This is a genomic window from Prosthecobacter sp. Pr1 (genome assembly GCF_057652315.1).
The window spans coordinates 42,481-60,395 of sequence record NZ_JBYFBS010000016.1; the positions used below are offsets into that span (position 1 = coordinate 42,481).

Here is a 17,915-nt window from a genome sequence, read left to right on the forward strand (position 1 = left end):
CATGAATCCGATCCTTCCTGAACCTGACGTCTCCAGTCTCTACGTGCCGCCGCCGTCCGGTGGTTTTGCACCGCCTTCCATGCCGAGGAGCACGGAGATTTTTCGGAAGATCCATGCGGCGGTGAGCCAGGTGTTTGTGGGGCAGGAGGAGGTGCTGTATCAGGTGCTGGCGGCCCTGCTGGCCGGGGGGCATGTGCTGCTGGAAGGGAAGCCGGGCTTGGGCAAAACGCATCTGGTGCTGGCTCTGTCTCACACGTTTGGCGGCAGTTTTCGCCGCATTCAGTTCACGCCTGATCTGATGCCCTCCGATGTCTGCGGGCACACGCTGTTTGACATGAGCAGCAGCACGTTTCGTGTGCGGCGCGGGCCGGTGTTTGCCAATCTGCTGCTGGCGGATGAAATCAACCGTGCGCCTGCCAAGACGCAGTCATCACTGCTGGAGGTGATGCAGGAAACGCAGGTGACGATTGATGGCGAGAGCCACGCGCTGGCGCCGCCGTTCATGACTTTTGCGACGCAGAATCCCATCGAACAAGAAGGGACGTATCCGCTGCCGGAGGCGCAGCTCGACCGCTTCCTGCTCAAGGTGCTGATCGACTACCCGGATGTGGCGAATGAGACGTGGATCGTGAAGGCGGTTTCATCGCGCGCGTCGGGCGGGGGGCTCTCCACGGCGGAGGTGCCGCAGGTCTGCACGCCGCAGGACATTCTGGCCGCGCAAGACGAAGCCGCAGCGGTGCAGGCGGTGGAGCAAGTGGTGGACTATGCGGTGAAAATCGTGCGCGCCACGCGTCAGCACAGCGCGATCTCGCTCGGTGCGGGAACGCGCGGCGCGATCAGTCTGGTGCGCGTGGCCAAATCGTACGCGCTGCTGGAAGGTCGCAGTTTCATCACGCCGGCGGATGTGAAACGCGCGGTGCTGCCTGTGCTGAGGCACCGTGTGCAACTGGCGCCGGAAATCGCGATCAGCGGCCAGAGCGTGGATGACATGCTGAACTCGCTGCTCAAGACCATCGAAGCGCCCCGCGTCTGATTTTCATGCGCCCGACCGCCCTGCTGCTCCGACTTCTCATCGCCTGGTTCGTCCTGGCGGTGGTGGCGTGTGTTTGGGAGGGGGGCATCATTCTCTGGCAAATCGGGGGCGGATTGCTGCTGCTGGCACTGGTGGTGGATGCCTGTACGCTGCCGCGGCGCGGGCGTATTACCGGCCAGCGCTCGCTGCCGGGACGCTTTGCTCTGGGGGTGGGATCTGCGGTGACGCTGACGGTGACGCATGCGACCCGGCGCACGCTGAGGCTGGAGGTGTTCGACGGCATTCCGACGGCGGCGGAGGCGGAAGGGCTGGCGTATCGCGTGAGCATCCCACCGGGTGAGTTTGCGGCGATCTCGTATGAGGCGCGCTTTGTGCGCCGGGGGCAGCATGCGTTCACAGCGGCGCATGTGCTGGTGGATTCGGCCTTTGGCCTGTGGCGGAGGCTTCACTTCATCGCGGGCGAGAGCCAGACGCGCGCCTATCCAAACTATGAGCCGGTGGTGCGCTTTGCCCTGCTGGCGATGGCGAACCGCGTGGAGCAGATGGGCATCATCAAGCGGAAGCGCATGGGTGCCTCGCTGGATTTCCACCAGCTGCGCGACTATCAAGATGGCGATGTGCTTTCACGCATCGACTGGAAGGCGACGTCGCGCCGCTTCATGCTGGTGAGCCGTGACTACGAGGAGACGCGCAACCAGACGATCCTGCTGGTGCCGGACTGCGGCCGGCGCATGCGAGCGCTGGACGGTGGGCTGAGCCAGTTTGACCACTGTCTGAATGCGATGCTGCTCATCGCCTTCATTGCGTTGCGGCAGGGGGATGAAGTGGGGGTGGTGGGCTTTGGCGGGGTGCAGCGCTGGCTGCCACCGGTCAAGGGTGCGCACAGCATGCCGAAGCTGCTCAACCATCTGTATAATTATGAAGCCAGCAGCGAGCCCAGTGATTTCATCGAAGCGGCGGAACGTGTGATGACACTGCAGAAGCGACGCGCTCTGGTGATCATGTTGACCAATTTGCGCAGCGAGGATGGTGCTACACTGGCGGCGGCTGTCGGTGCGATGCAGAAGCGGCATCTGGTGCTGACGGCCACCCTGCGTGAGCAGGAACTGGAACAGCGTGCTGCGGCTCCCATTGAGCATCTGCATGACGCGCTGCAATACGGGGCTCTGACACATTACTTTGGCGAGCGCCGGCAGCTGCTGGAGTCGCTGCGTGCGCGCCGGGTGCTGACGGTGGATGAGTCGGCGCAGATGCTGCCAGTGGCGCTGGCGAACAAGTATCTGGATGTGAAGGCGGGCGGGCTGCTGTGAGGAGTAGAACGTGTTAAGTCATTTTGTTTCCGATCAATTCAGGGAGCGAAAGCGGTTCTCCCTCTCCCTGCCACTGAGAAGCGAAGACGAAGAATTATTTTCTTCGGGGAGAGGGGTGGGATGAGGGGATGACGGATGCCCTTCGCAAGCATGGGATGGCCCCTCACCCTTACCTCTCCCCCAAGTGCGTCTTGGGCGTTGCCCTACTATCGGTGGGGAGAGGGGATCAGCTTCGTGTGCGCGCGACGTTATGTGTCAGTAAGGCTACAAAAGCCTCTGGCGGCGGCGCTTGAGCAGCAGGGAAGAGAGGCCGAGCAGGGAGAGGAAGGCGCGAGATGGTTCAGGGGCCATCGCGGAGAGCATGAGGTCGTGCCCGCCTGTGAGGGCGCCGGTGGAGAAGTTGGCACTGTAGAACATGGCGAAGTCCTGGCCGTCGATGGTCACAAAACCATCTGCGCCCATGCCTGTGTAAATCGCGGCCCAGTCGTTGGTGGAAGTCAGTGTCATGTTGGCAAAGCTGGCATCTCCTTGGATGGCGTTGCCACCTGAATTGACCACGATCCAATAGCGGCTGTCCACGCCGGTGGCGCTGCCTGCGGCCCACGTGCCGGCGATGGTGGCATTTCCCAGACTGAAATTGCCCGTGATGGTGAGGCGGTCTGCCTGCAGGGTGGTGGAGCTGTCGAAATTGACGAAGAGAGTGCTGTGCGTGCTGGAGCCTACGCTGGAGATCAGGCTGAGATCTCCCTGAATGTTCAAGGCGCCCACGCTGGTCGTTGTGCCGCCGGTGATCGTGCCGTTGTTGCCGACGATGATGCCTGCGGCAGCGGTGATGGTTCCTGTGCCACCGATCAAGCCTGAGCCGGTGGTGTTGTTCACGCCACTTGCATTACCCTGACCCACGCGGATGGCGGTGGTGCCGGTCTTTGTCATGGTGCCGTCCACCATGAGCGATCCGGTGGAGCCATTCTCGCGGCCCACGTAGAACTGTCCGGTGGTCTGCTGCACGCTGAAGGTGGCACCCGCACCGATGACCATGCTGCCGTTGCCGCGTTCTCCCACGGTGACATCGGCGGCGGCAGCGGTGAAATTGAGCGTGCCCCCCGTCATGGCGTAGCTGCCTGTGTGAGTGGTGGATGCACCGACGGACATCGTGCCGCCGACGTTGACGGTGCCGCCGCTTTGAGTGGCTTTGGCAGTGCCTGTGCCCGTATCCGTCGTGTCTCCACCGATGTAGAAGGTGCTGCTGGTGGACAGGGTGCCAAGCTGCATGTCGAAGTATGACTCGCCGCCTTTGCCGGACATGACGATTTTGACCACGCTGGTGGTGCCTGAGATTTGCTGCAACGTTCCTTTTCCTACGAGGCCGATTTGCAGGGTGCCGCCTGCCATGGCGAACTGGCCACCATTCACCTGGAGGAGCCCCGTTGCGCCTGCCTCGCTGCCCACGACGACGGAGGCACTCTTGGAGTAGTAAACGCCGCCGGTATTGATGTAAGCGGAGCCGTTGCTGCCGTTCTTGGTGCCGATCCAGTCAAAGTTGCTGGAGTTGTTGGTAAACTGGCCGCCACTTTGCACGGTCATGGTGCCGGTGCCGACATAGCCGAGATTAAAATCGCCTACTGAGCCCCCGGTGTTGCGGATGAATGTGCCGTTGTCGCGAATGATGAGCGTGCCTTCGCTGCCCGCGTTTCTTGCGAAGAAGATGTCAGCTCTGGTGCCGTTGAGGCTCTCGAATGTGGCGCCATTTTCCACGATGACCGTACCTTTGCCCGTGTAGCCCACGGTGAACTGGCCGATCTCCCGCGTCACCTTGGCACCTGTGCCGCTCAGGTTCAGCAGTCCGATGGAGCCGGCAAGGGAACCGACCTCCAAGGCATCATGCACTTTGAGCTGGCCACCTGCATACACATTGAGGGCGCTCTGGGTGGTGGGCCCGGTGGCGGCACCATATCTGCCGATGCGGATGGGCCCGGTCGTGTCTCCTTCCATGAGGCCGTCTGACTGAATGTTGATGATGCCGTAAGCGCCGGCGGTGTTGCCGAGATTGACCTCCACATTGGTGCTGGTGGCGGTGGTGCCATCGATCAAGGTATTCAAAATCAGCAGCGCAGTGCCAGCAGCGCCCACGCCATCGCCAACGTTGATCACGCCTGCGCCGTCGGCTGTTTCGGTGCCGACCTGCAGCGGGCCGTTGAGGTAACCCCCGCCGCTTTTAATATCCAAGGTGCCGGCGCTTTTGTTGCCAATGCGGACCCAGCCGCCGGTGGTCTGAGTGAGATAGCCACCGTCGATGGTGACCATGTTGCCGTTGGCCACGCTGAAGTCGTTTGTGCTGCCGCCTGCGGACAAGGTTGTTCCCACATTGGATCCTGCATAGTTGACGGTGTTTCCTGTCTGGATCGTCACGCTGTCCGTGGTGGCGGTCTTGGGGTTGGCATTACTCTGCCAAGTGCCGCTTGCGTTCCAGGCACCTGAGCCTGTGCTCAGATAAGTCGCGCCGACAGCATGGCTGGCTGTCAGGCAGAAAAATGTCAAAGCCGCTGCAACAGCGTTCCAAAATGAGGGTTTTATCATCCCCTTCACCTGCCTTGAAAAAGAGGCTCCGGCCAAAAGGGAATGGTCACAAAATCTTTCATCAGAAGTGCTGGCTTATCATCATGTGTTGATGACAGGAGGAGCTGGCAGACCGAATGAGGAAACGGCGGTTGTTTGAGAGCGGGGGATGGCTCGGTTGCCCCTCCGCATTTTGTGCACACGTGCTGCTATTTAAGACGTCTAGCAGAAGGGGGGAAGCTCCTGCTGAGCATGTGAATGGCGGCTTTTGTTGCTGATTTCGTCGCGATGGAAAACAAGTGTCAGGACACCGAGCTAAATCAGAGTTCGGGGCGGCGCAGATGATTCACTGGACGTGAAGGCGGGCGGGCTTCTCTAAATCAGTGCTTTACATCATGTGGCGCTTACCGCTATGTGTGGCGTTATTTGCGACAAATTTGTCATGGATGAAGGTGAGGGCATGCCAAGTTCAATCAACCACTGGTCCTTGCCGTATCCGCAGGCAGATCAGCGCCGACATGAGGTGGCCCTGACCCGGGCGATGCAGCGTGTTTGTGCGAGTGGAAGCTATATTTTGGGCGCCGAGGTGGATGCGTTTGAAACTGAATTTGCGACTTATTTGGGGCTCAGCCAGGTCGTGGGCGTGGCAAGCGGGACGGATGCGATTGAGCTGATTTTGCGAGCGCTGGGGATCGGAGCCGGGAGCAAGGTGGCGGTGCCATCCTTTGCCCCCTCAGCGGTGGCGTCGGGGGTGGCGCGCAGCGGGGCGGCACCTGAGTTTGTCGACATTGTGCCGGGCACGTTCACGCTTTGTCCTGAAGCTTTGGATGCGCTGCTCACTTCACCCCGTGGGCGTGGAGTGAAGGCGGCGGTGGTGGTGCATTTGTACGGACATCCGGCCGACTGGGAAAGTCTGCGACGTGTGGCGGATGAGCATGGCATTGAGCTGCTGGAGGACTGTGCGCAGGCGCACGGTGCGATGTGGCACGGGCGGCCGGTCGGAACGCTGGGCAAAGTGGCGGCGTTCAGCTTTTACCCGACGAAGAATCTTGCGGCTCTGGGAGATGCCGGTGCGGTGGCGACGAATGACACCGAACTGGCGGAGCGTTTGCGCGTGATCCGGCAGTACGGCTGGAAGGAGCGCTACGTCAGCGAGCAAGCCGGGGTGAACAGCCGGCTGGATGAACTGCAGGCGGCGGTGCTGCGGGTGAAACTGGGTGCTTTGGATGAGAGCATTCTGCAAAGGAGAAGGCTGGCGGCGGAATACGATGCCCGGCTGGTGGGAAGCCGGGTGGTGACTGCACCGATGGTGCGGGGCGGGTGTGAGCATGCCTACCACCAGTACGTGGTGCGGTCTGAACGGCGGGATGCGCTGATGCTGCACCTGCAACGAGCCGGGATTCCTGTGGCGGCGCTTTATCCCGTACCCTTGCACCGGCAGCGTGCTTTTGGCAGCGGCAACGAACTGCTGCTGGAGTCTGACCGGGCTGCTGCTGCGGTGCTGTCACTGCCCATGCATCCTTACTTGTCCGAGGATGCTGTGGGTGCCGTCTTGAAAGCCATGGAAAGGTTTGAACATGAGGGCGCCTGAATACGATCTCATGCGGGCGGTGGAGGACCGCCACTGGTGGTATGCGGTGCTGCGCAGCCAGGTGCTGCATGCCCTGGCAGGGCGACTTCCGCCACGTGGCCGGCTGCTGGATGCCGGATGCGGCACGGGGGGGATGCTGGGGTTTTTACAGGGACGGATTTGTGATCTGAATGTGGCGGGTGTGGATGCTGCGGAAGAGGCGGTACGGCACTGCCAGCAGCGAGGTCTGAGCACGGTGCTGCTGGGTTCGGTGGAGGCGCTCCCGCATGCGGATGCAGCCTTTGATGCCGTGCTCAGCCTGGATGTGCTGTATCATTCCGGGGTGATCGAAAAGCGGGCATTGGAGGAAATGGGCCGTGTGCTGCGTCCGGGTGGCCTGCTGGTGCTGAACCTGCCTGCGTTTGAAGGTCTGCGGGGATCCCACGATGTGGCGGTCAGCGGTGCCAGGCGCTATGGTGCATGCCAAGTGCGGGCGCTGCTGGAGCATGCGAGCTTTACCGTGGAAACAATCCATTACTGGAATGCCTGGCTGTTTTTGCCGCTGCTGGCGTGGAGGCACCTGAGCCGCCTGAAAAAAGAGCCGGCGGCTGCGGGTGAGTCGGATCTGAAGCTCACGCCGCGCTGGATGAACTCGCTGCTGGCAGGCGTGGGCAAACTGGACGCCGGACTGTGCCGGGAACTGCGCGTGCCGTTTGGCTCCTCCGTCTTTGCGGTCGCGCGGAAAACGAAACGATCAACCGGAGGGCTGCCGCATGGAATCAACTGAGACGGCTCCAGAACTGAGCTTTGTGGTGCCGCTTTACAACACAGGCGAGGGCCTGCGCCCGTTGCTGGACGCTTTCCGCGCCTTGTCGCTGCCGGAAACCTGGGAACTGGTGCTGGTGGACGACGGCAGCACGGATGGCACCGCGATGGCGGCCCGGCAGGCGGTGGTGGATTTTCCTGCGGCCGTGAGAGTGGTGGAGCTGGCGCGCAATTTTGGCGAGCATGCCGCCGTGCTGGAAGGCTACCGCCATGCCAGCGGGGACTTCGTGGTGAACCTGGATGATGACCTGCAAAATCCCCCCAGTGAAGCGGTCAAACTGGTGCGTCACCTGCGTGAGTCAGGCGCCGAGGTGGTCTATTCGCGCTATGCGAAAAAGAAGCATCACTGGGCACGCAATGTGGCCAGCTGGCTGGCGAACTGCTGCGCCACGTTTCTGCTAGGCAAGCCGCAGGATCTTTACCTCTCAAGCTTTCGGGCGCTGCGTCATGAGCTGGTGGGGAGGATCGTGGCGTATCGCGGTCCTTATCCTTATGTGGATGGATTGATCCTGGGCGCGACCAACCGCATCGCGACGCTGGAGGTGGAGCATGTGGAGCGTCAGGAGGGGCGGAGCGGTTACACGCTGCGCAAGCTGATCCGGCTGGCGCTGAGTCTGCTGTTTGATTTCAGCGTCATGCCGCTGCGCATCGCCAGTGTGCTGGGGGTGCTGCTATGTGCGCTGGGGGGGGTAATTCTGGCGGTTGTGGTGCTCGAAACCGTTTTTGTGGGGCCGCGGCAGCTGGGCTGGGGGTCGCTGATGGGGGCGCTGGCCGTTTTCAGTGGTGCGCAGCTGCTGATGCTAGGAATCATAGGCGAGTATGTCGGGCGTGCGTTTCTGACCGTTTCCGGCAAGCCGCAAAGCCTTGTGCGTACTTTAACAATCCACGTGAAACCACCGTCCGCATGATCCACGAAACCACCATTGAAAACTGCTCCGTGCGCGGTGTGCGTCTGTTTGAGATGCGCCATGTGGTGGACCACGTGCGGGGCAATCTCACGGCGCTGGAATTCAGCCATGACCTGCCCTTTGACACGCAGCGCATCTTTCTCACCTACGGCATCCCTTCGCTGAGCACGCGCGGAGAGCACGCCCACCGTTTGTGCGAGCAGTTCCTCGTCTGCGTGCATGGCGAGTGCCACCTCAGTGTGGATGATGGAGAAAACCGCGAGGAGTTCTGCCTGAATCGTCCCACCTTTGGCGTGCTGGTGCCGCCCATGGTGTGGGCGCAGGAGCATCTGCATTCAGCGGATTCGGTGCTGATGGTGCTGGCTTCGCGCCCGTATGAGGCGGAGGATTACATTCGTGATTATCGTGAGTTTACGAATATGGTGAAAGGATGGAAAACGAAGCCATGAATGCCAGCACCATCATAGCGGCGTGTGAGCCGGTCATGGAGACGAGGCTGTCGCGCTGGTGGGGCGGCACCACGAATGCGATGCGCAACCAGTCCGTCTGGCTCACGATTGCGGTGATGATGATAGTCACGCTGGGCATCGGCTGGCTGGACTACATCACCGGTTTTGAATTGACGTTGTTTGTCTTTTACGGCATCCCGATTTTTCTGGCGGTGTGGTGGGCGGGAACCAGGGCGGGGCTGTTCATTGCGGTGCTGTCAGGCGTGGTGTGGTGGATGGCAAACATGAACACGAATCCTTATGAGACCCAGCTGGGCTATGCCTGGGCTCTGGTCAACCGGCTGGTCTATCTGTGCGTGGTGGTATTTGCCGTGACTGCGCTGCGCAACAAACAGGAGGCTGACGAGGCGCGGATCCAGATGCTGGAGGAACGGCGGCAGCTTGAAAAAGACATCGTCAGTGTGAGCGAACATGAGCAGCAGCGCATCGGCCAGGATCTGCATGACGGGATCTGCCAGCAGCTGGCGGCGATCGGCTGTGCGGCGCGGGTGCTGGCGGAGGACCTGCAGGCGCAGGGCATTCAAGCTGCGCATGACGCCAGCTTGATCGAGGGATCGCTGCAGCAGGTGGTGATGGAGGCGCGCAATCTCGCACGTGGCATCTTTCCGGTGCATGTGGACCGCAGCGGGCTGGCGGCGGCGCTGGCGGATCTGGGGAAAATGATGAGTCGTCTCACGGGCATTCCGATCGTGGTCAACGACTGCGTGGATGTGCCGCTGGATGCCCCGGAGGTTTCGATGCATCTCTACCGCATCGCCCAGGAAGCTGTGGCGAACGCGGTCAAGCACAGTGGTGCGACGGAGATTCAGGTGGCGATGAAGCTCGAGGACGAAATGCTGGAACTGCGGGTGGAAGACAATGGCAAAGGCATGCCCCAGTCCTCACGCGCGCGCAGCGATGGAATGGGGCTGCGGACGATGCACTACCGTGCGCAGGCGCTGCGGGCTGTGCTGGCCGTGGAGCCGCGAAGCCAAGGTGGAACCATGGTGTGCTGCCGTGTGCAGCTGAAAGATCTCAAACAACTCAAACATCTCTATGACCATGAAGAAAACTGAATTGAAAGCAGCGAACAGCTGCAAGGTGCTCCTTGTCGAAGACCATCCCATGTTCCGCGAACATCTGGGGCAGCTGATCGACCGTGATCTGGGCATGTCCATCTGCGGTGAAGCAGACAACATTCGAGATGCCATGCGGCTGATCCTGGAGACCAAGCCCGACATCGCCATTGTGGACATCACCCTGCATGGCTCCAGCGGCCTGGAGCTGCTCAAGGACATCAAGGCGCAGGGGCTGGACATCAATGTGCTGGTGCTTTCGATGCATGATGAGGAGCTGTACGCCGAGCGCGCCCTGCGTGCCGGAGCCAAGGGCTACATCACCAAAAACGAAGCCTCCACGGAAGTGATCGAGGCCATCCGCTGTGTCATGAAAGGGGACGTGTATGCGAGCCGGCAGATGACGGCCAAGCTGCTGGAGCGAATGACGCAGAAGCGCAGCAACTCGGAACTGGCCGGGATGGAAACGCTGGCGGACCGCGAGCTGGAGGTGTTTCAAATGCTTGGCCGCGGCAAGAGCACGCGCGAGATCGCCCAGACCCTCAATCTGGGTGAATCGACGGTCGAAACTTACCGTGCGCGCATCAAAGAAAAGCTTCAGCTGCGCAGTGCCGCTGAGCTGTATTTGCGTGCGGGACAATGGGTTCGCGACCATGGTGCCTGAGCTCACTGGCACCCAGTCAAGACCGTGCATGCTGGATTAAATCCCGAAATTCCAAGCTGAGGTACGACTGCCTCTCCGCAATGGATAGGAAGTGGAGGTGTGTTGGCCGGGCTGTGCTTTACGCCAGCCTGAGTCAGGATAAAGGTTTTCGTCAAAGAATTCAAAAAATCTCTGAAGATTGTATCGAATTTTGGTTTTAGGTAGGCTGTTAGCCTAGGGTTTAGTTTAATTATAAGGTGCCAAGCTTGACTCTCAAGATGGTGCACAAAAGGGGGGGCGAGCGAGTTCATCTGCGTGCTCGGAGGGAGCTGGTCATTCCACAGCGGACGTTCGAAAACGCCCCGCAGGGCTCCGCCATGGAGTGTGAGCGGCCGACATCACTTGTCCCCTTGCGGTTGTGCCGTTCCTAAGCTGAATCCTTTGCAATGCTGGCGCAGCGAGAGGTTTTAACATTGGTTCTCAATGCCTGCCAGCTCGTTTCGGGGATGACCAAACTTTCGTGAGCGGTCTTATGGTTTGGTATTTGCTTTAGCCTCCGTGGCAGTCAACGCGACACGGCATGTCTTTTGCTGGTGAATGCCGGTTCAGGGCAAACTTTCATCAGTTAAAAATCACCTGATCAAAGCCATGTCAAAACACAGACGCAGCAAACATCCCAGCGGTAAAGCCGTGACTCGCGCCGTCACGAATACTCAAGTGATCAACGCCGCATCTCTGGATGCGATCAACGTCGCATCTCAGAAAGGTCTTTCAGAGCCAGTGCAGAGACCACCTGCTTCCGGGTTTTGGGTCCACGCAGCCATGGCGGCTTTGCTGATGGGTCTATGTGCCAGCCTTTACGTCTGGACGGCCGATTTCCCCATGGCGTTTGACGACCATACCTATCTCATAGACAATCCGTTCTTTCGTGGAGGAAACACCTTTGATCATTTGAAGGACTTCAACGAGTTTGTGAAACGGCCCTTTAAAATTGGGTCTGACCCTGATTATGCCGTCAATGCTGTCATGCGCCCGGTCGCCTATGCGAGTTTTCGCCTGAACTACAGTTTGGATGAATTCAACCCGCACTGGTACCGACTGGCGAATGTGGCGATTCACGCAGTGAATGCGATCCTGCTCTATGCGCTGGTGACGGTGCTGCTCCGTCGTTCGACGCTGGCCGCCAGTTTGCAGCGAGGTTCCGTGCTGTTTATTTCTGCGACAGCGGCCCTGCTGTTTGCGGTCCATCCGCTGGCCACGGAATCAGTGACGTACATCGTTCAGCGTTTTACCTCGCTGGTGGTGCTTTTTTCGCTCCTGAGTTTGTGTCTGTATTTTGCCTCATGCTCGGTGCAGTCCCGGTGGGGCAGGTGGCTGCTACGTGGAGGCGCGGTGGTGGCGGTGCTGCTGGCCATGCAGACGAAGGAAGATGCCTTCATGATCCCTTTGCTGGCCGTGCTGCTGGACTGGCTGGTGCTCGGCACGCGGCTGCGGGCGGCTGCATTCAGGGGGCTTCCGCTGCTGCTATGCATGCCGCTCATTCCAGTGCTGGTTTTCATGACGGCGGCGGCGCAGCACGGCGGCTTTAGTTTCGATGCCGCCATGAACATCGTCAATTCACGGGATGAACCGGTGAGTCACTGGCACTACTTTGTGACCGAACTGACGGTCATGACCCATTACTTGCGGCAGATGTTCTGGCCCAAGGGGATGAATCTCGATCCTGAGTGGCCGCTCTATGGCTCGCTCTTGCAGGGGCCGGTGCTGCTGGCCCTGGCCGTGCTGAGCGGGATGGTGCTGACAGCATGGGGCTTGTTCCGCCGGTTCCGGGGGGATGTGCGGTTTGTTTTGGTTTTTGCCTGTGTGGGATGGTTTTTCATCACGATCTCCGTGTCTTCGGCGCTGACGCCCCTGCCGGACTTCGTGGCGGAGCATCGTTCCTACCTGCCATCGATTGGCATTTTTATTCTGGTGGCATGCTTGCTGGACTGGCTGCGCAGCAGCAGCAGCGGCCTTCGCGCACGGATGCTGCGGGTGGGGATCCCGGTGTTCACCCTCCTCTGTGTCGGGGCGCTTTCATGGAAAACCTGCTTTCGCAACAATGTCTGGCGGACGCGGGAAAGCCTCTGGGAGGACACCGTGGCGAAGAGTCCGGGCAAGTACCGCACCTGGGGAAATCTGGGCGCGGCCTATTCCGACGCCGGGAAGAATGAAAAGGCGGTGCAGTGCTTCCGTGAGGCGCTGAAAGTCGAACCGCGCTTTCAAAACGGACTGCTCAATCTTTCCAACTCATTGCTCAGGCTCAACCGCCCGAAGGAGGCGCTCGACACCACGATGCAGCTCATCAACATCGACAAAACCGCCACCACCAAGCCGCCGGTGGCATTCACCCTGGGCCTCAGCCTCGCCGGGGTGGGAAGGTATGATGAAGCTGTGGCCGTCTTCCGGGACATCCTGCGAGCCATGCCCAATGATCCGCAGGCGCACAAGGCATTGGGGCTGGTGTATTTTCAAACCGGCCTGCCACACCGGGCTCTTGATCATTATCAAGCTGCCGCACAGGTGCAGCCGGGGGATCCCCAACTTCAGAAACTCATTGAAGCGGCTCAGATCGCGGTGGTTGAGAAGGGCAGGCCGCGTTGAGGCAGAGGGAATTCAACGTGATGGCGGAATGCGTGCCGTCGATTCGGCGGCAATCCACGCGGCTACGACATTGATGACCTCGGCGCGCTGGTGGAAAAACAGGAAATGATCTTCACCGTCAAAGCGGCGTGAGGTGACCTCAAGTCCGCCTGCCTTCAGCTTTTCCGCATAACCGGAGACATACTCCCAGGGCACGCGGTCATCGCTGCCGCCTGAGAGTATCAGGACGCGGCGCGGTTGCAGACGTGCGGCGAGGTCAGCCGGCTTGATGCGATTGTGGAGCACGGCTGAGAGAAAAATCAGGGAGCGGAACTTCGGCCCGTTGGTGGATTCGGCCAGACACAAGCCTTTGCCGCCATTGGAGAGGCCCATGAGGTGGATCTGATCGGGGTCTACGGCTGCATGCTTTCCGGCATCGGCGATAGCGCGTGTGATGGCCTCGTAGCCTCCGCGCTTTTCCCAATTTCCCATGCCGAAGGTGGGGGCGATGACGGTGATGCCGAGTTCATCGGCGATCTTGGAAAGCAGCCAGGTGTAGGCTTTGAAGTTGCCGCCGCTGCCATGCAGGAAGACCAGGGCGGGCGTTGGTTTGCTGCGGTCGATGCCAGCCGGTATGTAGTGGAAGTAATGGCCGTCACGGAAATCCCTGAAGCTGATCTCGCGATAGATGGACGGCAGAGCAGAGCCGACGGCGGTGAAGTCTGGATCCGTGCTGATCTCAGCATAAAGGGTGTCCGTCATCGCAGAGAGTTCACTGCGCTGTTGACGGGTGAAGAAGGGATCTAAGGCCACCGCCACAGTATAGCCGAGATGGATCTGATCGATTTCTGGCAGGAGGGAGCCGATGGAACTGCAGTCATAATTCCAGCTGCCGTCGGAGAAGCGCGAGTGAATCCGTGCCGTCTCTGAGGTGTGCGCATCGGGAGTCTGCCAGAGTGCGACCGCTATGCCGACGCATGCCACGAGAGACGAAATTTTTCCCAACCGCAGCTGCATTACGGAGCCGCGTTCATCACCGATCCAATAGAGCAGGGGGCTGACTGCCAGCAGGCCGATGGCGGTGCTGAGAAGCCTGCCCTGCCAGGTGTGCATGCAGCAGAGGCCGAAAACCGCCAAGGGGGCCAGGACAAGTGCCAGCATGAGCGCAAAGGCTTTCAGGAGGACGAGCGGCAATGACATGCCGCATGCAAGGCTGCTGACAGAAGATGACAACGAGTTCTTTTTGCCTGCGGCTGCATGCTTGGATTCCAGACTTTTTGTCTGAACAATGAGGGATTTGATTCTTGGCAAAGTTCTCGGAATGCGCCTTTCTGATCCCATGCTGAATCAGCCCCATTTCATCTCATGAATGGAAGTGCTGCGAATAGCACCGATGGCTGGTCCTTGCCGGCGGGTGCAAAAACGCGGTTGGGAGGCATCACCGTCAGAATGCGCGCCAGCCCTCTCTGGGGCCCACTGTCAGCGCCTATGCTGCTGACGGTGCTTCTTGGCTGGGTGGATCACGCCACCAGCTGGGAGATCAGCTGATTTATCTTTTATGCGGTTCCCATTATTCTGGCCGTCTGGTGGTCAGGCGTCAGCGGGGGAATGGCTGTGGCCATTGTGTCCGGCGGCGTGTGGTGGGTGGCCAACAGGCACTCCAATCCCTATACGACCCAGATGGGCTATGCCTGGGCCATGATCAGCCGGGAGTTCTACTTCTGCGTGCTGGTGTTTGCGGTGAATGCTGTGCACAGCAAGCAGGACGCTGACGCGGCCTACATACGGATGCTGGAGGAGCGCCGACAGCTTGAGCTGGACATCATCAAGGTCAGTGAACATGAGCAGCAGCGCATCGGCCAGGATCTGCACGACGGCCTCTGCCAGCAGCTGGCAGCCATTGGCTGCGCCGTGCATGCGCTGGCAGAAGATCTGCACTCGTAGCAGTCGCCAACGGCGCAGGATGCCGCCCTGGTGGTGGAGTCCGTGCAGCAGGCGGTGGCGGATGCGCGAGATCTCGCCCGTGGGATTTTCCCGGTGCATGTGGACGACTCCGGTTTCTCCGTCGCTTTGAAAGAGCTGGCGGCCAACACCAGCAGGCTGACCGGTATCTCCATCGTCACATTCAGAAGAGCGGCGAGATCCAGATCGACAGCCCGAAGGTGGCCATGCATCTCTATCGCATCGCCCAGGAAGCGGTGGCCAATGCGGTGCGGCATGGCCGAGCCCGTGAAATCGTCATCGCGTTGACCCGGCGGGGCGATGTGCTGGAACTGCGGCTGGAGGATGACGGCGTGGGCATGGCAGCAGACAAGTCGCTCATGGGAGCTGGCATGGGCCTGCGCACGATGCGCTACCGTGCGCAGAGCGTGGGGGCCAGCTTTGAGATCACGCCCAAGAGCACGGGGGGCACTTGTGTTTACTGCCGGTTGAGGCTGCCTGCTCAGTCTGTCGGAGGATGAGGTTTTTGGAGATAGCGCCTGCATAAGCGGAGGATTTTACCATCGCGATCAGCGAGGGCATGGTGGGGCTGGAAGGCGTTTCAAGGCTGCGAGCGATGACAACTTTGCAGGTGCGAAGATGCATCTTTTGATTATGCTTTGACTTATCATGAGCACATTGGCCCTTCGAATTGACCAAGCCCTCCAAAAGCTCGATGCCGCAAAAGCGTCTGAGTTGGAAAGGCTTGTTTCCAAAGCGCTGGATTTGGTCTGTGGTGTCCCGAACTCCGGCGCGGGACTCAATAAAACGACACAGACCGGCTCTAATGGGTTTGAAGTCGTTCCTGCGAATGGCCGTATAGTGTCCTCCGCGTTGGTGCAGCAGTTGATGGAGGAGTCGGAAGCAGCATGATCGCCTTGCTCGATGCGAACATGCTGATCGCGCTCTTCGACGCAGCGCATGAACATCATCAAAAAGCGCATGCATGGCTGTCCGCCAATCGCAGTGTTGGTTGGGCCACTTGCCCGCTCACGGAGAATGCCTGCATCCGCATCATGTCGCAGTCATCTTATCCGGGCCGACTGACTGTTGAGGACATTTCAGGCCGTCTGCACAGAGCCACTCAGGCTGTTGATCATCATTTCTGGCCGGATGACATTCGTTTGACCGATGTTACAAGGTTCGACCACAGCCTGATGCCGAATTCCAAGCACCTGACCGACAACTATCTGCTCGCGCTGGCCGTTCACCACTCAGGTTGTCTGGCCACGTTAGACGCAGGCATCAAAATCCTGGCCATCTTGGGTGCGACCGCTCAGCACCTCGTTGTTGTTTGATGCCGAAACTTTCAGCTTAAGGCACTTCCAAGTGAATTAATGTTTTGAGGATGCGGAGGGCTTGAGGAAGATTATCCTCCCAGTATGAGCAGCCTTGCTTTGGAAATTGATCAAACCCTTCAACAACTCGATGACGCCACGGCATTGCAGTTGGAGCGTCTGGTGCGTGACGCGCTGGAGCTTGTGAAGGCTCGTCCCGTTGGATGCATCAACATCCTCTTGCACTGCCGTCTGTGAAAAAGCATACCCCTCCAAAGAAACCAACTGTGTTTCTAAGCCATTCTTCCAGCAACAGACGGGAACTGGTGGCTCTGAAGCGTCTCCTGGATGAACGTGCAGGTGGTTTGGTCGAGTTTTTCCTCTCATCTGACGACGAGAGCATTCCACATGGGACCATTTGGCCGGAAGAAGTTAAAGCCGCATTGGACCGCATGACCCTAATGCTTGTATTTATCTCGCCAAAAGCGTTGGAATCAGGATGGACGTATTTCGAGGCTGGATATGGTCTTCATAAGCTGGATTCAGCGAACATCTACTGCCTTCCAGGATGCGAAAAAGCCAAGTTGCCGAGTCCTTTCAATCTGCTCCAAAATAGGAACTTGCACTCAGCGAAGGACATTTCTCTTCTTATTCAGGGAATCAACGTTCGCCTTGGGGCGAAGCTAAGGGAAGTAGTAGTGAAGGCTGAGTTTGAGCAAATATTCAAAGCCAGAGAACTTGGGCAGGTCAGCCTTCGAGTCCCGTTGGACCAGCTCGTTGAGTCAGTGCTTGTTCAGGTCCAAGGACCAGCGAACAGCATGGAGTGTTTTTCACAGGTGTGTTCAGAACTAAATGTTCCCAACAGTCAGGCGTCCAGAGATACAATAGACCATTCTTCACGGTCTTGGGATTGTCGGTGTTCAACCGGGGTACGGTTACAGGTCGAAGACCCCACTTACCACTACTTGATTCGCGCATTGGGTCGTCTGGATATGGGTAACCCCATTGATCTCACTGACGCATTGTTGAAAGCAAAAGGGGTAAGGATTCATGAAATATCAGAATTTGAATGGATGGATGCCGGACGGGATGCCGATGGCGAGTTCAAGTCACTCAAGGAAATCAGAGCATACAACAAACGCCTCGAACAACATATTGAGGCCGGCCGAAAAGAGCGTTTGCGACTAGAGACTGGCCCAAGAAGCTGCGAACTTATCATCTCACCGTTAAATTTTGATCTGGCGGTTTCGATTGCTGATTTGTGGATCGCCAAATCGAATCCCTCCGGCCCCATGAAAACGACCATCCATCTGGCGAATGATGTTGGTGTCGAGATGAGGACGGAAGTTCTCGCCGCAAAAATTCATGATTCCGAACTAAGCATGGGGAGTGACGGACGGTTGATATGCCTCAATAACATCAGTTTGAGTCTCTCACGGAATAATGACGCCCCTATTCATGCGTCTCGTCACTCACTCAGAATCGAGACCAGTGATGTGCGACTTATTTCCAGTCTTGAGATTGAGGGCCTCGTCTCGAACCTCATGGAATTGAGGGTGATTTCTGCCAAATCTGCCGGGAAGAAAAGCAGGAAGAGAAGCCTGTTTTGAGGCTTCTCCGGTGTCGA

General features: G+C 59.0%; 17 protein-coding genes. 15 read left to right on the forward strand and 2 right to left on the reverse strand.

The annotated features are described in order from the left end of the window. The first annotated feature begins 1 nt into the window (after window position 1). Window positions 2-1,033, forward strand: a complete 1,032-nt coding sequence (locus AC24GY_RS21715; RefSeq protein WP_487687142.1) for an AAA family ATPase — start codon at window positions 2-4, stop codon at window positions 1,031-1,033. 5 nt (window positions 1,034-1,038) lie between these two features. Continuing rightward, window positions 1,039-2,343: a DUF58 domain-containing protein gene (locus AC24GY_RS21720; protein ID WP_487687144.1), complete on the forward strand. Its 1,305-nt coding sequence runs from the start codon at window positions 1,039-1,041 to the stop codon at window positions 2,341-2,343. Between the two features lie 264 nt (window positions 2,344-2,607). On the opposite strand, the gene AC24GY_RS21725 is transcribed toward AC24GY_RS21720, so the two are convergent. Next, on the reverse strand, window positions 2,608-4,881 hold the full coding sequence (locus tag AC24GY_RS21725; RefSeq protein WP_487687147.1) for a beta strand repeat-containing protein: 2,274 nt from the start codon (window positions 4,879-4,881) through the stop codon (window positions 2,608-2,610). A 478-nt stretch (window positions 4,882-5,359) separates the two neighbouring features. On the opposite strand from AC24GY_RS21725, the gene AC24GY_RS21730 reads away from it, so the two are divergent. The 7 genes from AC24GY_RS21730 to AC24GY_RS21760 all read left to right on the forward strand — a co-directional run bounded on the left by AC24GY_RS21730 (window position 5,360) and on the right by AC24GY_RS21760 (window position 13,052). After that, entirely contained in the window at window positions 5,360-6,490 is a 1,131-nt protein-coding gene (locus AC24GY_RS21730) for a DegT/DnrJ/EryC1/StrS family aminotransferase (protein WP_487687149.1), read from the forward strand. Next, window positions 6,477-7,256 carry a class I SAM-dependent methyltransferase gene (locus AC24GY_RS21735; protein ID WP_422315306.1) on the forward strand — a complete coding sequence of 260 codons (780 nt, stop codon included), beginning with the start codon at window positions 6,477-6,479 and terminating at the stop codon, window positions 7,254-7,256. Before AC24GY_RS21730 ends, AC24GY_RS21735 begins: the two co-directional genes overlap by 14 nt. Beyond that, window positions 7,243-8,202, forward strand: a complete 960-nt coding sequence (locus AC24GY_RS21740; RefSeq protein ID WP_487687151.1) for a glycosyltransferase family 2 protein — start codon at window positions 7,243-7,245, stop codon at window positions 8,200-8,202. The genes AC24GY_RS21735 and AC24GY_RS21740 overlap by 14 nt, the downstream gene beginning before the upstream one ends. Next, window positions 8,199-8,651 (forward strand): sugar 3,4-ketoisomerase, encoded by a 453-nt coding sequence (locus tag AC24GY_RS21745; protein WP_422315310.1) that lies wholly within the window; start codon window positions 8,199-8,201, stop codon window positions 8,649-8,651. Before AC24GY_RS21740 ends, AC24GY_RS21745 begins: the two co-directional genes overlap by 4 nt. Further along, a complete protein-coding gene (locus tag AC24GY_RS21750) occupies window positions 8,648-9,766 on the forward strand; it encodes a sensor histidine kinase (protein ID WP_487687156.1) in 1,119 nt (372 codons plus the stop codon). Before AC24GY_RS21745 ends, AC24GY_RS21750 begins: the two co-directional genes overlap by 4 nt. Then, the gene (locus AC24GY_RS21755; protein ID WP_395731451.1) at window positions 9,753-10,430 is read left to right on the forward strand and encodes a response regulator transcription factor; all 678 of its coding nucleotides are present in this window, start codon (window positions 9,753-9,755) and stop codon (window positions 10,428-10,430) included. Before AC24GY_RS21750 ends, AC24GY_RS21755 begins: the two co-directional genes overlap by 14 nt. A gap of 627 nt (window positions 10,431-11,057) precedes the next feature. Then, window positions 11,058-13,052: a tetratricopeptide repeat protein gene (locus AC24GY_RS21760; RefSeq protein WP_487687159.1), complete on the forward strand. Its 1,995-nt coding sequence runs from the start codon at window positions 11,058-11,060 to the stop codon at window positions 13,050-13,052. 12 nt (window positions 13,053-13,064) lie between these two features. On the opposite strand, the gene AC24GY_RS21765 is transcribed toward AC24GY_RS21760, so the two are convergent. Then, the gene (locus AC24GY_RS21765) at window positions 13,065-14,231 is read right to left on the reverse strand and encodes an alpha/beta hydrolase (protein WP_487687161.1); all 1,167 of its coding nucleotides are present in this window, start codon (window positions 14,229-14,231) and stop codon (window positions 13,065-13,067) included. Window positions 14,232-14,639: 408 nt separating this feature from the next. Here AC24GY_RS21765 and AC24GY_RS21770 point away from each other — a divergent pair, with 408 nt between their 5' ends. From AC24GY_RS21770 to AC24GY_RS21795, 6 genes are all read left to right on the forward strand, one after another. Further along, the gene (locus tag AC24GY_RS21770) at window positions 14,640-14,975 is read left to right on the forward strand and encodes a histidine kinase (RefSeq protein WP_487687164.1); all 336 of its coding nucleotides are present in this window, start codon (window positions 14,640-14,642) and stop codon (window positions 14,973-14,975) included. A gap of 224 nt (window positions 14,976-15,199) precedes the next feature. Continuing rightward, window positions 15,200-15,493, forward strand: coding sequence for a sensor histidine kinase (locus AC24GY_RS21775; protein ID WP_487687166.1), 294 nt, complete (start codon window positions 15,200-15,202; stop codon window positions 15,491-15,493). Between the two features lie 148 nt (window positions 15,494-15,641). Continuing rightward, on the forward strand, window positions 15,642-15,884 hold the full coding sequence (locus AC24GY_RS21780; RefSeq protein WP_487687169.1) for a hypothetical protein: 243 nt from the start codon (window positions 15,642-15,644) through the stop codon (window positions 15,882-15,884). Beyond that, window positions 15,881-16,309 (forward strand): TA system VapC family ribonuclease toxin, encoded by a 429-nt coding sequence (locus tag AC24GY_RS21785; protein ID WP_487687171.1) that lies wholly within the window; start codon window positions 15,881-15,883, stop codon window positions 16,307-16,309. The genes AC24GY_RS21780 and AC24GY_RS21785 overlap by 4 nt, the downstream gene beginning before the upstream one ends. A gap of 84 nt (window positions 16,310-16,393) precedes the next feature. Then, complete coding sequence (locus AC24GY_RS21790; protein WP_487687174.1) at window positions 16,394-16,546, forward strand: hypothetical protein; 153 nt, start codon at window positions 16,394-16,396, stop codon at window positions 16,544-16,546. Next, complete coding sequence (locus tag AC24GY_RS21795; RefSeq protein WP_487687175.1) at window positions 16,543-17,898, forward strand: toll/interleukin-1 receptor domain-containing protein; 1,356 nt, start codon at window positions 16,543-16,545, stop codon at window positions 17,896-17,898. Before AC24GY_RS21790 ends, AC24GY_RS21795 begins: the two co-directional genes overlap by 4 nt. Window positions 17,899-17,915 lie beyond the last annotated feature (17 nt).

Excerpts from the sequence above, each read along its gene's own strand:
- AC24GY_RS21715 (WP_487687142.1), top strand. The coding sequence starts at position 2 with ATGAATCCGATCCTTCCTGAACCTGACGTCTCCAGTCTCTACGTGCCG.
- AC24GY_RS21720 (WP_487687144.1), top strand. The coding sequence starts at position 1,039 with ATGCGCCCGACCGCCCTGCTGCTCCGACTTCTCATCGCCTGGTTCGTC.
- AC24GY_RS21730 (WP_487687149.1), top strand. The coding sequence starts at position 5,360 with ATGCCAAGTTCAATCAACCACTGGTCCTTGCCGTATCCGCAGGCAGAT.
- AC24GY_RS21735 (WP_422315306.1), top strand. The coding sequence starts at position 6,477 with ATGAGGGCGCCTGAATACGATCTCATGCGGGCGGTGGAGGACCGCCAC.
- AC24GY_RS21740 (WP_487687151.1), top strand. The coding sequence starts at position 7,243 with ATGGAATCAACTGAGACGGCTCCAGAACTGAGCTTTGTGGTGCCGCTT.
- AC24GY_RS21745 (WP_422315310.1), top strand. The coding sequence starts at position 8,199 with ATGATCCACGAAACCACCATTGAAAACTGCTCCGTGCGCGGTGTGCGT.
- AC24GY_RS21750 (WP_487687156.1), top strand. The coding sequence starts at position 8,648 with ATGAATGCCAGCACCATCATAGCGGCGTGTGAGCCGGTCATGGAGACG.
- AC24GY_RS21755 (WP_395731451.1), top strand. The coding sequence starts at position 9,753 with ATGAAGAAAACTGAATTGAAAGCAGCGAACAGCTGCAAGGTGCTCCTT.
- AC24GY_RS21760 (WP_487687159.1), top strand. The coding sequence starts at position 11,058 with ATGTCAAAACACAGACGCAGCAAACATCCCAGCGGTAAAGCCGTGACT.
- AC24GY_RS21765 (WP_487687161.1), bottom strand. The coding sequence starts at position 14,231 with ATGTCATTGCCGCTCGTCCTCCTGAAAGCCTTTGCGCTCATGCTGGCA.
- AC24GY_RS21770 (WP_487687164.1), top strand. The coding sequence starts at position 14,640 with ATGGCTGTGGCCATTGTGTCCGGCGGCGTGTGGTGGGTGGCCAACAGG.
- AC24GY_RS21775 (WP_487687166.1), top strand. The coding sequence starts at position 15,200 with ATGCATCTCTATCGCATCGCCCAGGAAGCGGTGGCCAATGCGGTGCGG.
- AC24GY_RS21780 (WP_487687169.1), top strand. The coding sequence starts at position 15,642 with ATGAGCACATTGGCCCTTCGAATTGACCAAGCCCTCCAAAAGCTCGAT.
- AC24GY_RS21785 (WP_487687171.1), top strand. The coding sequence starts at position 15,881 with ATGATCGCCTTGCTCGATGCGAACATGCTGATCGCGCTCTTCGACGCA.
- AC24GY_RS21790 (WP_487687174.1), top strand. The coding sequence starts at position 16,394 with ATGAGCAGCCTTGCTTTGGAAATTGATCAAACCCTTCAACAACTCGAT.